Below are 16746 nucleotides of genomic sequence, written 5' to 3'. Positions count from 1 at the left end.
CATAACCAAACCCGCTTCGAAACCGTCCTCATGGACGGTTTCCCCGCGTTTCAGGCATTGCGATTTCAGGAGCAGCGATTGAGCGATACGGCCTATATTACCGACATCGCGTATCTCCCGCGCTTCCACAGGGAGCACTCCCCCGCCTGGCTTGTCGCAACGTTGACAGCCTTGGGGTTGGCTTCGCCACCGGTCCGCGGCGCACGCTGGTGTGAGATCGGTTGCGGCGATGGTTTTGGCGCCTGCCTGCTTGCCGCCGCCAATCCTGATACGCATTTCACCGGTATCGACATCAATCCTGTGCATATCGACGCTGCGCGCCAGCTGGCATCGGAAACGAGGCTTGTTAACATCGAGTTTCATCTGCTGGATATTGGCCGTGATCAGCGAAAAGCCGCACCGTTTGAATTCATTATTGCCCATGGGATTTATTCATGGGTTGCGCCACAGACCCGCGACGCGATCATGCGCTTCGCGGCGCAATCGATCGCACCGAGAGGTGTGTTCTATCTTCACTACATGACACAGCCGGGTGCTGCGCCTTTCGCCCTTTTCCAGAGCATTTTCCGCCAGATGGTGGCTGCAGAAAACGGGCATATGGAACGCGGGATTAAAGCCGGGCTCAATCTTCTCGCAAAGCTCAAGGCGGCGAATGCCGGTTTTTTCGTCGCTCACCCCGCCGCCGCTTCGACGCTGGATCATCTCGCCAAGGAAGAACCGGCCTATATCGCCCACGAATATCTCAATGATCATTTTGCCGCGTTGCACGTTGCGGAGGTGATGAAGACGGCCTGGGATGCCGGATTGCGTCTCGCCGGCAGCGCGACGCCCATCGAAAATATCGACGCGCTGTCCGTTCCCGGGAGCGTCATGCCAATCCTGCAGGATATAACAGACGGCGCTTTGCGGGAAACGCTGAAGGATGCGGCAAGAAACCAGTCGCTGCGTCGTGATCTTTACATGCGCGAACCGAGGCCTTTGGATCCTGCAACCCATACGGCCGCATTGAACGATATGGTTTTTGGGCTGCTGCCTGGCGTGCCGGTTTCGGACACGTGGAGGATCGACACCCGCATCGGCCCGATCGAACTGCCAGCCGCCTATGTTGCGCCGATACTTTCGAGCTTGTCAAAGAAGCCAGCATCATTTGCGCAATTGCAGCATGCCGGGCCGAGCCTGGTGCCAACAGGACTTCTGAACCAGATACTGCACGCGCTCATGGGCGCAGGGATGGTTCACCCCTTGCCAGGCACGAACGCCGATACTACGGCCTGCGATCAATTGAATGCCATTCTGGCCGAGAGGATCCGCACCGGAACGAAGGTCCCGGCTTTTGCCGCACTGGAGTTTGGTTCCGGCTTGCCATTGAAGCTAACCCAGCAGTAAACCGGCACCGACCTATTTTAACAGAGTGAGGGCGCGGTCGCGAGCTGCTGCAAAACCGTTCAAATCTGCCCGGAACGCGACAGCTTTCTTATTGTCGGGGCTTGTTGCGATAAGGCGAAGCTCGGTTCCCATGCGCAGTTTCTGCAGGAGATCCTGCTCGATGACGGCTGCGGCGTGGCAGCCGTATTCGCTGCATCCCTGGATCGACAGAGAGGTGACCGGAGTCCCCTGATCGACGGCGATCTTTACGCCGTTTGCAATATCGATGCTGAAGGGAAGGGTAATGACCGCCTGGACACGGCTGGCATTAACCGGTGTCAATTCAATAGATGCGTCCTGGCTTGTACCTTCGAGCGTTAGCGGTTGTCCGATGACGCAAACTCTCTTCATGTTGATGACGCCACAGGTGAGTTGCCAGCTGCCATATGTTTCGCTGACCTGACTGTTTCCTTTGGAAGTGCCGGGGCCATTCGGCCTTGCGTCCTTTTCCTGCGCCGATGCCATGTCAGGCAGTAGGGCAACAGCAAGCGTTGACAGGAGAGCCATAACAGGTGCGATCTTGCCGATGCGGGCGGTTCGATGCTCCATTTTCCCAATTCGCCGGGGATTGCGTCTTGCCCAGAGATCGGAGGCTTTTGTCAGGCAATCCTCGAACTTTGCATCCACCTTGGCGGAAAGGGAGAAGAGGGCGGTTGCTGCCGTGTAAAGTATCACCGCTTCGGCCTTTTGATCACGCGCAGCACCCGACCAAACGGCACGCCAGTATTCGCGCTGACTGAGCATGCCGGTCGTGCCTGCACGGCCCGTTCGGACGGCAGGCACAACGGTATCGACAGTCTGTCCCGTGGCAAGACGGAATATCTTGACTGCCTTGTCGGGTGTCAGTTCGGCGATATCGCGCGTCGAGCCGATAACCGCGATGTTCTCCAATTCAAGCTCACGTGCCGCATCTCGATAAAGGTCCCGTCGTGAGGCTTGTGATGCACCAACGATCGAAGCAGGGGCGATGAGCGGATTGATCAGGTTGACGGCGGCGTTGAGTGGATTGCGCATTTGCAACAGGGGGTAAAGTGCCAGTAGGCTCTGGACTTGTGGGGCGATCGCACCGATCGGCATATAGGCGATATTGCCGTTCTGAAACGCTGCCTCGACCTCCTGCACCGACAGGCATACCGGTATGTCGGCGTCACTGCAGGCCGTTTCCAGCTTGCCGTTATCAGGTCCACCGCCAAAATGGCCGTGCATCAGCACCTTGTAGCCGGCCATGGCGACCAATCGGGCCGAGTGGATGAACCAAGGCGCGGTCTGCAGACGTGGTGAAACATAGGCGGGCCAGTCCAGATCTGGCCTGATCGTGTTCCTGGATACACCCTTGATGGAATTCCTTATCCCGTCGGCGAAACCTGCAAGCTCACCCGCTGTCGGACCGCGATACTGGATCGTCATCAGCAACGCACCGATCTGGATCGGATCGCCCTGCCCTTCAAGGATGATCGACACGGCATCGCGTGCTTCATCCATTGTCAGAGGCCGGCTTCGTCCAGGTCCAGGCGCCGTGGTTGCGATATAGCGCGCAAGGCGCCGGTGTGGATCTGCGTTGTCGCCGATTGCAGCCAGCCGTCGGGCGTTGCAACTTGGTGTGGGAGCAGCATCCAACTGATCGGCAGGAGTGAGCTCCAACGGCAGGGGCGAGATCACCCCTTTGCCATGCCAGGCGTCACCTGCTGACTGCGTGCCGCGGGCCACCTGTCCGGTTTCGGTCGGCGAAAGCAAAGCGTCCGTCTCGACGCTGAAGGCGCGGACCCTGAGGCGAAGCGCTTCGGCCAGCGGCGTCGGTCGCATCCCGCGGCCCGTTCTCACAAGAATGGGATCGTTATAATGATCGCGAAGCTCACCCAATATACGGCTGACGGCAGAGACCTGCATGTCAAGGCTTGCCGCCGCGGCACTGACGCTGCCTTCGCGCAGAAGTGCATCCAGCGCAATCAGGAGCTTGATCCGCGACATGCGGGAACCGGCGCCTACTGTCGTCATCACTGAGCCTTTATCCTTCGCCCCCATTCATCACCTCTCGTAACAAACGCCAAATTGCAGCTACGGCAAATTAGAATAATTCAAAAAAAACTTCGTTGACCGTCTGACCGGGTCTACATAACTGTACCCAAACGCTCAACTTAAATAATCGCATCACGACAAATGTGATTTATCGCGATGCAGCATAAGGATTGATCATGGCTGTCTTCTCACGCCGTGCCGGTATTACGACACTCGTCGCAGGTATCGTTTCGCTTGTTTTCTCCGCAGGTACGGTCACCGCGGCCGACATCACCATCCAGCATGCGAGTGGTGAAACCGCTTTCAGCAAAACACCGGTGAAGGTGTTGACCTACGACATCGCAACGCTCGACACGCTGACGGCGCTCGGTATCGAGGTTGCCGGGGTGCCCGGTGGCAACAAGCCGGATTATCTTTCGAAATATGCAGGCGATGGGGTCGTCAATATTGGGACGCTGTTCGAGCCGGATTACGAAGCTGTTGCTGCAGCGCAACCAGATTTGATTGTCGTGGCCGGTCGCTCACGCGCCAAATATGCGGAACTTGCAAAGATCGCACCAACCATCGACATGACGATCCCTCCAGAGAATTTCCTCAGCGAAGCCGAACAGAATGTGCGCAAGCTCGGCACGCTTTTCGGAAAACAGGAACAGGCTGAAGCGCTTCTGGCAAAACTGTCGGCATCGAGGGCCGAATTGAAGCAGAAGTCCGCAACTGCAGGCAAGTCGCTGCTGGTACTGACCACCGGCGGCAAAATGAGCAGTTATGGCCCAGGCTCGCGTTTCGGCATGCTGTTTTCTGATTATGGCTTCCAGCCGGCGGAAGCGACAGGTGTCAAGGGGACACACGGCAATCCGGCCTCCTATGAATACATCCTGGAAAAGAACCCCGACTGGTTGTTCGTCATCGACCGCGATGCCGCGATTGGCCGCGAAGGCGCAGCAAGGACGATGCTTGACAACGAGGTTGTCGCGCAAACGACGGCCTGGAAGAATGGCCATGTCGTCTATCTCGACGCGACGTCCTGGTATCTCGTCGGCGGCGGCATTACCGCCATGCAGCGGACACTCGACCAGCTGCTTGCGGCCGTCGATAAGAAGTAATTGGCGGGTTCACTATCCGTCTGTGCAGAGAACCGCGCCAAAGCGCGGTTCTCTTAGTTGATAGAGTATTAAGCCGTCGTGAAATCTCTCATCCTTGCATTGCTGCTGATCTTCTTAATGGCCGCCGTTAGCCTATTCGTCGGCGTGAGCGCGGTGTCGCCGTGGTCCATTCTGGACGGCACTGCCGACCAACGACAGGTGATGATCCTTCTTGCCAGCCGCGTGCCGCGCACGGCAGCGCTTGTCCTGGCCGGATCGGGCATGGCGATCGCCGGTACTATTCTGCAGATGTTGGCGCGCAACCGCTTTGTCGAACCGTCCACGACCGGAACGGTGGAATCCGCCGGGCTCGGTATGCTGGTCGTGCTGCTTTTTGCCCCCGAAATGCCTGTCATGGCGAAGATGCTGGTTGCCGCAGTGTTTGCGCTTGCTGGCACCGGTTTATTCCTGGCTGTGCTGCGCGCCATACCATTACGCTCCGTGCTGATGGTGCCGCTGATCGGCATCATGCTGGGAGGCATGATCAGCGCCGTGACGACATTCTTCGCCTATCGTTTCGATCTTCTGCAATCGATGGGCGCCTGGGCCAATGGCGATTTTTCAGCCGTTCTTCGCGGGCGTTATGAAACGCTGTGGGTCGCGTTTGGGCTGACGATTGCGGCATATGTCGTCGCCGACCGTTTCACCGTCGCCGGAATGGGCGAAGAATTTTCGACCAATCTGGGGCTTAATTATCGGCGGGTCATGGCGATCGGGCTGTTCATCGTCTCGACGGTGACGGCAAGCGTGGTAGTGACCGCCGGTGTCGTGCCGTTTCTCGGCCTTATCGTGCCCAATATTGTCAGTATGGCGATGGGTGACAACCTGCGCAAAAGCCTGCCTTGGATTGGTCTCTGTGGCGCCGGTTTGATCCTTGCCTGCGATATTGTCGGGCGTACGATCAATGCGCCTTTCGAGATACCGGTTGGAACCGTGCTCGGCGTCATCGGTAGCCTGTTCTTCCTCTATCTGCTTTTGAAGAGGCAAAGCCGTGTTGCCTGACGAAATACGCAGAACCTCCCGATTAATCCTCCTATGCCTCGCGGGACTAGCGCTGATAAGCGTTGTGGCGTTCATGACGCTTGGTGCCAAGGGCAGCTGGTCCTTCGTTTTGAGTTTTCGCGGCACGCGGCTGGCGGCTATGCTGATCGTTGCATTTGCGATTGCGGTTTCGACCGTGCTGTTTCAGACGATTACCGGGAACCGGATACTGACCCCTGCTCTGATGGGCTTCGACGCGCTCTATGTGCTTTTGCAGACGTCCACCGTCTTCCTGTTTGGTGCCGTCACGCTGACCGGGCTAGATCCGCGTCTCATGTTCATCGTCGAAGTGGCGATCATGGTAGGGTTTTCGCTCGCGCTCTACCGGCTTCTGTTTGGCACCGGTCGGCATAATGTGCATTTGATCGTTCTGATCGGTATCGTGCTGGGCGGGCTGTTCCGCAGTCTGTCTGGCTTTCTACAGAGGATCATCAGTCCCGAAGATTTCATCGTGCTTCAGGACCGGCTGTTTGCCAGTTTCAACCTAACGGATTCGACGCTGGTCGGCGTGTCCGCGCTTTTGATAGGCTTGGTGACGATCGCTATCTGGCGGATGTTTTCTGTATTCGACGTGATGATGCTTGGCCGCGATACGGCGATTGCGCTTGGTGTCGATCACAAGGCGATGACGATGAGGATACTTGCTCTCGTCTCGATTCTGGTGTCGATCTCGACAGCGCTCGTCGGGCCGGTGACGTTTTTCGGGCTGTTGGTAGCGAACCTTGCCTATATCCTGATGCCCGCCGCGAAACACCGAATCATATTGCCTGCCGCGGTTCTGGTGTCGATTATCTGTCTCGTAGGCGGCCAGACAATCCTTGAGCGGGTCTTTGCCTTCGACACGGCTCTTTCAATCATCATCGAATTTGCCGGTGGGTTGTTCTTCATTCTGTTTCTTCTGAAAGGTCGCGTTAGATGATCGGCATTTCCGGTGTCAGCAAATCTTATGGCCAGACGATTGTCGTTGATGACGTGTCGCTGACACTGCCGAAAGGCGGTCTTACCTCGATCATAGGGCCGAACGGGGCGGGAAAATCGACGCTGATGTCGATGATCGCGCGGCTTCTGCCTATCGATCGCGGCACGGTCATGGTCGATGGGCTGGACGTTGCGCTGACTGCGGGCGATGCGCTGGCAAAACGGCTGTCAATCCTAAGGCAGGACAATCATCTGGCGGCGCGGCTGACGGTCTTCGATCTCGTTTCCTTCGGGCGTTATCCCTACAGCCGGGGGCGGCTGACGGTCGAGGACCAGGGACATATAGAGCGGGCACTCGCTTATCTGGGATTGGAAGAGCTGAAGCACCGGTTTCTTGACGAGCTTTCCGGCGGCCAGCGCCAACGTGCCTTCGTCGCCATGGTTCTGGCGCAGGATACTGACTACATGCTGTTCGACGAGCCACTCAACAATCTCGATATCCGACATGCGGTGGCGATGATGAAGCTGTTGCGCAATGCGGCAAAAGATCTCGGCAAGACGGTGGTCGTTGTGCTACACGACATCAACTTCGCCTCCTGCTATTCCGATCATATCGTCATCATGCGTAAGGGCAGGCTTTTCAGGCAGGGAGAGCCGGAACAGATCATTCGCGAAGACATCCTCATCGAGACCTACGAAACTGACTTCAAGGTGCGGGAGATGGACGGCAATCGCATCGCAACATTCTATTGAGAGCCGATCAAAACCTGCGCGGGCGACCACGTTTTCTATGTCGCTGTTTGAGGCTGATCGGAGCCCCCTGAACGTCCTGTTGATTTGATAGCATCTGTCACATCAAGGCGTCGGACCAATGAAGCGTTCACGGTTTACGGAAATACAGATCACTGGAGTATTGAAGGAGTGGAGGCGGGTGCGAGGCAACGCGATCCTTTAGGATATCGCTGCAAAAAATCGGTGATGCCCGATGGGACGCAACGTTGGCTGCGGGGGTCCTGTCGTTTGAACATGCGATATTGCAGCGTGCGGCCTGACGATGCGGCCAGATTGAAAAAATCAGGACTCTCTCTAAAGGAAAGATTGGCCATGGGCCTATCGCATCCTGCGCAGTTATACGAATTGGGCATTCCCTCTTCTTGAGATTACCGATCAGTCCACCCGTCCAGCGTGAAATCGAAAAGTCTGCTGGGCTATAATGTGCGTTGTGTCCGGAAACGTCTTCTGCGACGTAGCAGACCCCATCTTATCCATCACAGGACTGCTGGCATTCTAGGCACGGCAAGAGGGGAATAACATGCCCGTTGGCGAATTCGCGCTGTCGAAGCTATAGAAAGAGTCGGCAGCTCAAGTACGGAAAGCAGACCCTCATCCGCTGATCATCTAATTCGATGTTGATGAGATGACCAGCGGTACGCTTTGAGCGTACCCGATAGCCCATAAAGCTCTAAATTTAAAGAAAGAAAAGAGATTGGCTGGGGAACCTGGATTCGAACCAAGATTAACGGAGTCAGAGTCCGTCGTTCTACCGTTGAACTATTCCCCAACGCAACGAAGTGGGGTGTCCCGCTTCGTCATGGGCGTCATATAAATGATTTGCTTTACTATGCAAGTCCAAAAATGCGACTGGCGATTAAATTCGGCGGTGATCCTGACTTTGCACAGGACAGCTTTCGCACTGTTCGGAAGCGGGTCGTCACTGGAGTGGTTTTCGTGGAATCGGTTGGCTCAGCTGCGTCGCGTGTCCACTAAAATTAGCCGAATGAAAATCAGGCGCTGCACGGAAAGTCATACTAGGGGCGTAAGAGTTTTCGCGGGCCCGCTCTTTGTATGAATGCCGCATCTTTGAGCGGCGGCATTCCGCCCTTTGTTGCCAGCGCTGCACCGTGAGCCGCGGTTTCAAGTGCTCTATGCCCGTCGCGGAGGACCAACATTGCGACCACCGGCCTGGTTTTAGCCTGAGTGTGTTTTGCCAGGCAACTGACCGACCTTGAAAACACGGCACCGATCGCTTCAATCTTCTCCTGTGCCACGCGTGAAGTCGAGGACCATCCGGCCGTCGACCTTGCCTGCCTTCAAACGCGTGAAAATGTCGTTGATGTCTTCCACGGGAGCTCTTTTGGTCTCGGTTTTCACTTTGCCCTCCAGAGCAAAGGCAATTGCCTCCTCCAGGTCGCGGCGGGTGCCGACGATAGATCCGCGAATGGTGATGCGTTTTAACACGATGTCGAAAATCGGTGTTTCGAATTCACCTGGAGGCAATCCAACAAGGCTGATGGTTCCCTTTCGGCGCACCATCTTGATCGCCTGTGAAAATGCCGCGGGCGACACCGCAGTCACCAGAACGCCATGTGCACCTCCGCCCGTGGCAGCAAGCACCTGGTCGATTGCGCCGTCGTCACGCGCATTCACACATAGATCGGCGCCGAGATCTCGCGCCATGTCCAGCTTGTCGGCGCTAATGTCGATTGCCACCACTTTAAGGCCCATGGCCTTTGCATACTGGATGGCGACGTGGCCCAATCCGCCGATCCCGGATATTGCGACCCATTCGCCGGGCTTGGCTTCGGTTTCTTTCAGGCCCTTGTAAGTGGTTACACCCGCACAAAGAATTGGTGAAATGGCGGTGAAGTCCACATCCTTGGGAAGCCGGGCGGCGAAGGCAGCAGATGCGATGACATATTCGGCAAAGCCACCATTGCGGCTGTAACCGGTATTGTGCTGATGCTCGCACAAGGTTTCCCAGCCGGTTTGGCAATATTCGCAGCGCATACAAGCATCGTGAAGCCAAGCTACGCCTACCGCGTCGCCTTTCTCGAAGTCAGTGACGCCGGGACCCAGTTCGACGACAACCCCCGCCGCTTCGTGCCCGGGAATGAAGGGTGGAGTTGGCTTAACAGGCCAATCCCCGTCTGCAGCATGAAGATCTGTGTGGCATACGCCACATGCCATGACCTTGACCAAAATTTTCCCTTGGGCCGGGAACAGGAATCGGCACGCATTCGATCTTCAATGGCTTGGTGAATTCGTGAACGACTGCCGCTTTCATGAGTTTTGACATAGAAGCCTCTCCCGCTATCTGCGTTGGAGCCAATTCTATTCACGGCAGAGAGTTCTTCATTGACCGATATCAAGTCGGTAGCAGCGGCTTAGATCTGGCTATAGCCTGCCAAGGTGAGCGGCGAGGTGTAGCCCAAAGAGCAATGAGCCGGGAGCCCCCGGCTTGCTCCCCGGTGGCAAAAATGCGTTTACGCTGCAGATGACATCTGTGTGAGTGATTGGGCAGGCAAGAGCTTCAGGACTTCATTGGCGAAAGCGTCTGCATTGTGCAACGCCTTGTCGAGATTGCTCACCTGAGTGGGGGACATCATATGCAGATAGCCGCTGAACTCGAACATGTCGCGAAAGGCGGCGCGCTCGATGATGGGCGTATCAAGAACGTGCACATTCCGCTTTGCCAGAAGCGCCTTGGCTGCCAGCAAGGCGCGCGTCGTCACCATCGAGTTGACGCGTGAAAGAACGACCGAGTGTGGGATCTTGATCGATGCACGATCGTCCAGATAGCGCAGCAGTTCAAGGACTTGAGCGCCGCCCTGTGCATCCATGGTGCTTCCTTGAACAGGGATGAGGACATGATTGGAAAGACCCACTGCCGTTGCCAGCAGCGGTGATTGCGCGCCCGGCAGGTCGATGATGACATGGTCGAACTTTCTGCGGCTGTCTAGCACATGTTGCTGCAGGCTGGACGCGGAAACATAGGTTATGACCGACAGGTCGACGCGATGATCGGCGCCTTCGCGCCACTTCGACAGCCAACGTTGTGGGTCGGTATCGATGACGCAGACCTTCAACCCACGGCGAGCAAATTCAGAGGCAAGCAGCAAGACTGCCGTCGTTTTGCCTGCGCCGCCTTTTGTATTTGCAAATGTAATGACCGCCATAATCCGTTCCCGTAATGGGTGCGGCGATCATCGCCCATTTCAAGCTCCAGAATCATGGACCTTCGCCAATCATTGGGGAATATGGTTAAGAGTTCATAAAGAAATCTTACCAGATTTTTAGCGGCGACGGTCCTCGGCAAGAATCTCTCGGGCAAGCTGGTCGAGCGGTACGACCCGGTCCACGCCGCCGTGCGCGATGGCTTCCTTAGGCATTCCGAAGACGATGGAGGAGGCTTCGTCCTGGGCTATCGTGAAGGCGCCTGCCTGATGCATTTCGAGCATTCCGCGCGCGCCGTCGTCCCCCATTCCCGTCATGATGACACCCATCGCGTTGGAGCCCGCCGAGCGTGCGGCCGAGCGGAAGAGCACGTCTACGGATGGGCGGTGACGAGAGACAAGCGGACCATTCCTCACCGAGACATAGTAGCGTGCTCCCTGCCGTTCGAGAAGCATGTGCTTGTCGCCGGGCGCAATCAGGACATGCCCGCGCAAGACCGGATCGCCATCCTGCGCCTCCTTGATCTCGACGTCGCAGATCGTGTTGAGCCTTCTTGCGAAGGCGGCGGTAAATTTCTCCGGCATATGCTGCACGATGACGATGCCGGGCGAGTTCGCGGGCAACTTTTCAAGCATTTCGCGCAATGCTTCGGTGCCGCCTGTTGAGGCTCCCACGCAAACAACCATTTCCGTCGTCCGCGCCATGGCTTTGCCGGTGGGCGGGGGAAGGACGGCATCGGCCGTCAGTTTTGCCGTTGGCGCGCTGGCGACCGCACGTCGAGAGGAACGGACCCCGGTTACCCGCGCCTGGGCTGCGCTTTTGACGACCTGGCAGATGCGCTGGCCCGCCTCCGCCAGATGGTCGGCGGCGCCAATCCGAGGCTTGAGAATGACATCGACAGCACCGGCTTCGAGCGCTTGAAGAAGTGTCTCGGAACCCGCTTCGGTTAATGATGAGCACATGACGACAGGGATGGGATGCTGCGACATTATCTTGCGCAGAAACGTTATTCCGTCCATTCGCGGCATTTCGACATCGAGCGTGATGACGTCAGGTACATCTTCCTGCATCTTCTTTGCTGCCATGAACGGATCGGAAGCTGCCCCGATCACTTCGATGTCCGGATCGGACTCAAGCACAGCAGTGAGTGTCTGACGGACACTTGCGGAATCGTCAACGATCAGAACACGCGTTTTTTTTGCCATATGACTCTGCTATTGTTTTATGAATACGGTGTTGGCAACCTGCTTGATAGGTAGATTTATTCCTGTCACCGTTTCCGAATGGCCGATCAGCAAGTAGCCCCCCGGCATGAGACATTTGCAAAGCTGTGTCAAAACATGTGCCTGTGTCTTTTTGTCAAAATAGATCAGGACATTTCGACAAAAGATGATCTGATAGGGATCGCCGACATTGTAGCTTGGGTTCATCAGATTGAGCCGGGCAAACCCGACTTTTGAGCGCAGTCTGGGGGTTATTCTGATGTCGCTACGTGTCTTGTCTTTCGGCATCATCACATATTTGCGGACCATTTCTTGCGGGACAGGATCAATAAGCTCACGCGAATATATTCCGCTGTGCGCTTTTTTCAACACGTCCGTCGAAAGATCGGTCGCCAGTATATGATAGTCCGAGATGACTTTCCTCTCCACTGCGTCGGCCATGACCATTGCCATGGTATAAGGTTCTGCCCCTGTGGAACAGGCCGAACTCCACGCACGCACCCTTTGGTAGCCCTTGTCAGCAAGCGCTGGCAAAGCGACGTTCGTCATGAAGTCAAAATGGTTTGGTTCACGAAAAAAGTCTGTCTTGTTCGTCGTGACGACGTCGATCAGAAAGACCGCTTCCGTCTCCATGCCGCCATGTCGAAACAGGTAATCGCAATATTCGCTGAAAGTCGGGTAGCCCGTTGCTCTCAACCGCTTACGAAGGCGCCCCTCAAGCATGGAGCGCTTCGTTTCCGGCATCTTGATACCGCAATAATTGTATATGAACTCCGACAACTGGCGAAAATCGCGTACACTGAGAGCGTCATCGAACATGGTAGTGGCAAGGGCATTCAAATGCGATTACTCCATTACGCTGCGCGGACCGGTCCACTGATGACCTGGCTGAGACTGCCAGCTTCGGTCGAGAATAGTTCTGCAAGGTCGATGATGACGACGAAGTCTCCCTCGCGCCTGACGACGCCGGCGATGTAAGTCGAATTCCAACGGATACCGATGTCCGGCGCGGTCTCGATTGCTTCACGGCTGAACGGCGTGACTTCGAAAACCTTGTCGGCCACAAGCCCCAGAGCCAGCACTTTCTCCCCGATTGGAATATCGAGAACCAGGATCCGGGTGTTTTGCGTTTTTACCGTTTTGCTCATGCCCAGCCGCAGGCGCAGATCGATGACCGGAACGCCATGTCCTCGCACATCTCTGAGACCCAGCAAGTAGTCAGGCCCATTTGGAATTTTGAAAGCTTCCTCATGGTCGAGAATCTCGCGAACGACATCCACGGGGACGGCGAAAACCTCATCACCAAGACTGAAGGTTACGAACTGGGTATCAGAAGATGTGCTGGCCATGTTTTAAGCGCTTTCCCGGAAATCCGCGTCGTTTGCGTCAGGCCCGCCCATGGACATATCCAACGCAAAGCCCTTGGCGCGTGCTTGTTGTGTTCTGACGGTATTGTCGGATGACCCCTTGCCGGTTCGCGTCATCTGAGCCGGGCTGTGTCTGACGAATTCAGGCTGCTTTGAAACGGCCTTCGCTCTCTGGCCATTGGCCTGGTTGACCTTGAAGAACGCGATGCTGGCCTGGAGTTCTTCGGCCTGAGCCGCAAGTTCTTCCGACGTTGCCGACATTTCTTCCGAAGCGCTGGTGTTCTGTTGAGTTACCTTGTCAAGTTGCTGGATAGCTTCGTTGATCTGGCTGGCACCAATATCCTGCTCGCGGCAAGCTGCAGAAATTTCAGCCACGAGTTCCGCCGTTTTGCGAATATCCGGAACAAGACGGTTCAACATTTCGCCGGCGTCCGAAGCTGCCCTGACGGTGTCGCTGGACATAGTGCTGATTTCAGCGGCTGCAGCCTGGCTGCGCTCCGCAAGCTTGCGGACTTCAGAGGCAACAACGGCAAAACCCTTACCATGTTCGCCAGCGCGTGCTGCTTCGACAGCGGCGTTCAAAGCGAGGAGGTCTGTCTGCCGCGCTATTTCCTGGACGATTGAAATCTTCTCGGCAATGGTTCGCATGGCAACGACGGCCTGACTTACGGCTGCGCCGCTTGCTTCTGCGTCGGTCGACGACTGACGTGCGATCTTTTCTGTCTGGGCTGCATTTTCAGCGTTCTGGCGGATATTGGCAGCCATCTGTTCCATCGATGCAGATGCTTCTTCCGTAGATGACGCCTGTTCTGTGGCGCCTTGGGACACCTGTTCGGAGCTTGCAGACAGTTCCTGGCTGCCAGAAGAGACATTTTCAGCAGCAGAAATTGAATCGGCGACGACGCCGCGCAAGCGTTCGATCATCGTATTGACGTGCTGAAGCAGCTCGCCGATTTCGTCTTTCGTCGTAACAGTAGCTGTTTCGGTCAAGTCGCCATCGGAAACCTTCCGGACAACATTGATCGCTTTCGTCAGGCCACGGCTGATACCGATTGCGATCCAAAAGGCAACGACCGTAGAAATGATTACCAATGCAATTGAAACACCAACCAGAATGTTGCGCGACTCCGTATATTGAGCGTTTGTCGCCTCGTCTGTCTGGCGCAAATCTGCGGTAATGATGCCCGTTAGCGCATCAAGGTTACGCAGCAGATCTTCGGTGAATTTCGCGCTCTGGTCCATGGAAATGGCACCAGCACGCGTATTGCTTTCTGTCGTATTCTCTGTGGCGAGCGCAAGAATTTGGTCCTGAATAATGACCCAGTTGGTATAGATCGCGGCAAACTTCGCTACGCTTTCGCGGATAACGGCGTTATCCTGTTCTTCGAACTCTGCGACTTTGCTTTCGATCTTGCGGCGCTCCTGATTGACCGTTTCCCGATAGCCGGAGATTTTCTGTGGGTCCGTATTCAGAATAGCGTTTTTCTCCGCGCGTATGGAGGACGAAACGCCTTCGGTTAGAGCCGTCAAATCTTGGAGGTTTTTCGCAGGGCCCTGAACAATCTCCGTAATTGCGGAGTTCAGAGATGAGAGGTTGAGTATGGCCATCGTTGCCATGCCGCCGGACATGGCGATGATGAAGGCAAAAGCCAGCGCCAATTTAAGTTTAATGGTGAAATGCATCGATCATTCCTTGAAGAAAGGGGGTAACAAGATAATTTATCTTTTTTGCTTCAGAGCGACGTGACGGGTGACACATTCATCCACACACTCCAGGAACGACGATCATCGTCGCTTGGTTGTTGCTCCGAGACGCATTTCTCGGAGCAACGGTTTTAGCTTGCAGATCACGCGCTTTCGCGGAAATCCGCGTCATTCGCATCAGGTCCACCCATCGACATATCCAGAGCAAAACCCTTGGCGCGCGCCTGCTGGCTGGCGACCGTATTGTCGGGTTTACGGACCGGCGCAGCTTTTGGTGCTGGACGCGCCTGTACCGGTGCGGGGCGCATTGGTGCTCTGGCCGCAGGGACTGCGTGTCTGGCGCCTGCACGTTCGACCTTGAAGAATGCAATGCTGGCCTGAAGTTCCTCAGCCTGCGCTGCGAGTTCCTCTGACGTTGCCGACATTTCTTCCGAAGCACCGGAATTCTGCTGGGTTACCAGGTCAAGCTGCTGGATTGCTTCGTTGATCTGGCTTGCGCCGATGTCCTGTTCGCGGCAGGCCGCCGAGATTTCAGAGACGAGTTCCGCGGTCTTGCGGATATCGGGAACCAGACGGTTCAGCATGTCGCCAGCTTCGGTTGCAACCTGAACTGTTTCCCCAGAAAGCGACGAGATTTCTGCTGCCGCAGCCTGGCTGCGTTCTGCAAGCTTGCGAACTTCCGAAGCGACCACCGCAAAGCCTTTTCCGTGCTCACCGGCGCGTGCAGCCTCAACAGCAGCGTTCAGGGCAAGCAGGTCTGTCTGGCGAGCAATTTCCTGAACGATGGAGATTTTTTCGGCAATGGTCCGCATCGCGGTTACTGCTCGGCCCACTGCCTCGCCACTTGCTTCGGCGTCCTTGGAAGACTGGCGAGCAATCTTTTCTGTCTGCGCAGCGTTGTCGGCGTTCTGCTTGATGTTGGCCGCCATCTGTTCCATCGAAGCCGATGCTTCTTCAGCGGAAGATGCCTGTTCGGTTGCACCCTGCGAAAGCTGTTCCGAGCTTGCAGACAATTCCTGGCTGCCGGAAGAGACATTGTCGGCTGCGGCCAGCGCATCTGACACGACGCCGCGCAGACGCTCGACCATGCGCTCCAGCGACATGCCAAGGGTATCCTTGTCAGAAAGCGGCGTTGGCGTGATTGTCAAATTGCCATCGGCAATCTCGTTGGCAACACCTGCCGTATTGCGCAGATTTCCGGTCATGACGTTGATGCGGTCGACGAGGTCCTTGATTTCGTCATTCGTCTTGATGTCGACATCCTGATCCAGATCGCCGACGGAAACCGCTTCCGCAACGACCATGATCTTGCGAAGGCCACTGCTGATGCCCAGTGCGATCCAGAGTGCCGTACCGATCGCGATGATGACCGCCGCGATGGATGCTGAAATCAGCAGCAGGCGCGTATTTTCATATTCCGTAGCAGCAGACTGCTTTGATTTCTCAAGACGCGTGCGGTTCATTTTTACCGCTTCGTCCAGCTTCTGGGTCAACGCATTGGCCGCCTCGCGACCCTCTCCGGAAGAGTAAGCTGCTGCCCCGGCCGTATTGCCTTCGGCGACCAGCTGACGGACCCGCTCATCGCTTTCCTCGAAGCTCTTCGCTGCGTCCTGTATCGAAGCCCAGACCTGCTGCGTTTCTGGCGAGGCCGTTTTGGCCATGTCGTTGACGAGCGCATTCAGTTGCTGACGGCTCTCGTCACCAGCTTTCTTGAAGCTCTGAATTTCCGCAGCAGATGTGGAAAGAATGATGTTCTTCTGTATGCGTATAACGACAAGGGAAAGCGCATTTATCTGGTGCGCCTTGTCGAGACGGACAACTGTTCCATCTACAACATCATCCATGGCTTCCTTTGCCACACTCAGACTGTAGATGCCGTATCCGGCGGTGCCTGCCAGCATCAAGATTAAAAATCCAAATGCGACAGCAAGTTTCATCTTAATAGTAAATCGCATT

At 56.0% G+C, this 16746-nt stretch carries 12 protein-coding genes, 1 tRNA gene and 1 pseudogene; 5 read left to right on the top strand and 9 right to left on the bottom strand.

Annotation, left to right across the window (positions count from 1 at the left end; all coding sequences use genetic code 11):
* The first annotated feature begins 78 nt into the window (after positions 1-78).
* Positions 79-1386, top strand: a complete 1308-nt coding sequence (locus QRN85_RS24230; RefSeq protein WP_284760437.1) for a class I SAM-dependent methyltransferase — start codon at positions 79-81, stop codon at positions 1384-1386.
* Positions 1387-1398: 12 nt separating this feature from the next.
* Here QRN85_RS24230 and QRN85_RS24225 read toward each other — a convergent pair whose 3' ends face one another.
* Positions 1399-3420, bottom strand: coding sequence for a glycosyl transferase family protein (locus QRN85_RS24225; RefSeq protein ID WP_284760436.1), 2022 nt, complete (start codon positions 3418-3420; stop codon positions 1399-1401).
* Positions 3421-3617: 197 nt separating this feature from the next.
* On the opposite strand from QRN85_RS24225, the gene QRN85_RS24220 reads away from it, so the two are divergent.
* The 4 genes from QRN85_RS24220 to QRN85_RS24205 all read left to right on the top strand — a co-directional run bounded on the left by QRN85_RS24220 (position 3618) and on the right by QRN85_RS24205 (position 7295).
* A complete protein-coding gene (locus QRN85_RS24220; protein WP_113221573.1) occupies positions 3618-4544 on the top strand; it encodes a siderophore ABC transporter substrate-binding protein in 927 nt (308 codons plus the stop codon).
* A gap of 78 nt (positions 4545-4622) precedes the next feature.
* The gene (locus QRN85_RS24215; RefSeq protein WP_113221518.1) at positions 4623-5585 is read left to right on the top strand and encodes an ABC transporter permease; all 963 of its coding nucleotides are present in this window, start codon (positions 4623-4625) and stop codon (positions 5583-5585) included.
* Positions 5586-5589: 4 nt separating this feature from the next.
* Complete coding sequence (locus QRN85_RS24210; protein ID WP_284760450.1) at positions 5590-6543, top strand: iron chelate uptake ABC transporter family permease subunit; 954 nt, start codon at positions 5590-5592, stop codon at positions 6541-6543.
* Entirely contained in the window at positions 6540-7295 is a 756-nt protein-coding gene (locus QRN85_RS24205) for an iron ABC transporter ATP-binding protein (protein ID WP_113221519.1), read from the top strand. The genes QRN85_RS24210 and QRN85_RS24205 overlap by 4 nt, the downstream gene beginning before the upstream one ends.
* Before the next feature lie 734 nt (positions 7296-8029).
* On the opposite strand, the gene QRN85_RS24200 is transcribed toward QRN85_RS24205, so the two are convergent.
* The 8 genes and pseudogenes from QRN85_RS24200 to QRN85_RS24165 form a co-directional block, all read right to left on the bottom strand.
* Positions 8030-8103, bottom strand: a tRNA-Gln gene (locus QRN85_RS24200).
* A 467-nt stretch (positions 8104-8570) separates the two neighbouring features.
* Positions 8571-9618: pseudogene (gene adhP, locus QRN85_RS24195) on the bottom strand (alcohol dehydrogenase AdhP).
* 187 nt (positions 9619-9805) lie between these two features.
* Entirely contained in the window at positions 9806-10498 is a 693-nt protein-coding gene (locus QRN85_RS24190; RefSeq protein WP_113221521.1) for a ParA family protein, read from the bottom strand.
* Between the two features lie 117 nt (positions 10499-10615).
* Entirely contained in the window at positions 10616-11701 is a 1086-nt protein-coding gene (locus QRN85_RS24185) for a protein-glutamate methylesterase/protein-glutamine glutaminase (RefSeq protein ID WP_113221522.1), read from the bottom strand.
* 9 nt (positions 11702-11710) lie between these two features.
* Positions 11711-12538: a CheR family methyltransferase gene (locus tag QRN85_RS24180; RefSeq protein ID WP_284760449.1), complete on the bottom strand. Its 828-nt coding sequence runs from the start codon at positions 12536-12538 to the stop codon at positions 11711-11713.
* Between the two features lie 35 nt (positions 12539-12573).
* Positions 12574-13068: a chemotaxis protein CheW gene (locus QRN85_RS24175; RefSeq protein ID WP_062588527.1), complete on the bottom strand. Its 495-nt coding sequence runs from the start codon at positions 13066-13068 to the stop codon at positions 12574-12576.
* A gap of 3 nt (positions 13069-13071) precedes the next feature.
* Positions 13072-14769, bottom strand: coding sequence for a methyl-accepting chemotaxis protein (locus tag QRN85_RS24170; RefSeq protein WP_284760431.1), 1698 nt, complete (start codon positions 14767-14769; stop codon positions 13072-13074).
* Between the two features lie 164 nt (positions 14770-14933).
* On the bottom strand, positions 14934-16745 hold the full coding sequence (locus QRN85_RS24165; protein ID WP_284760429.1) for a methyl-accepting chemotaxis protein: 1812 nt from the start codon (positions 16743-16745) through the stop codon (positions 14934-14936).
* Between the last annotated feature and the right edge of the window lies 1 nt (position 16746).

Source organism: Agrobacterium sp. fls2-241-TYG-188a, from assembly GCF_030209845.1.
The sequence above is the reverse complement of the archived record's forward strand: the minus strand, read 5'-3'. Positions and strand labels throughout refer to the sequence as shown.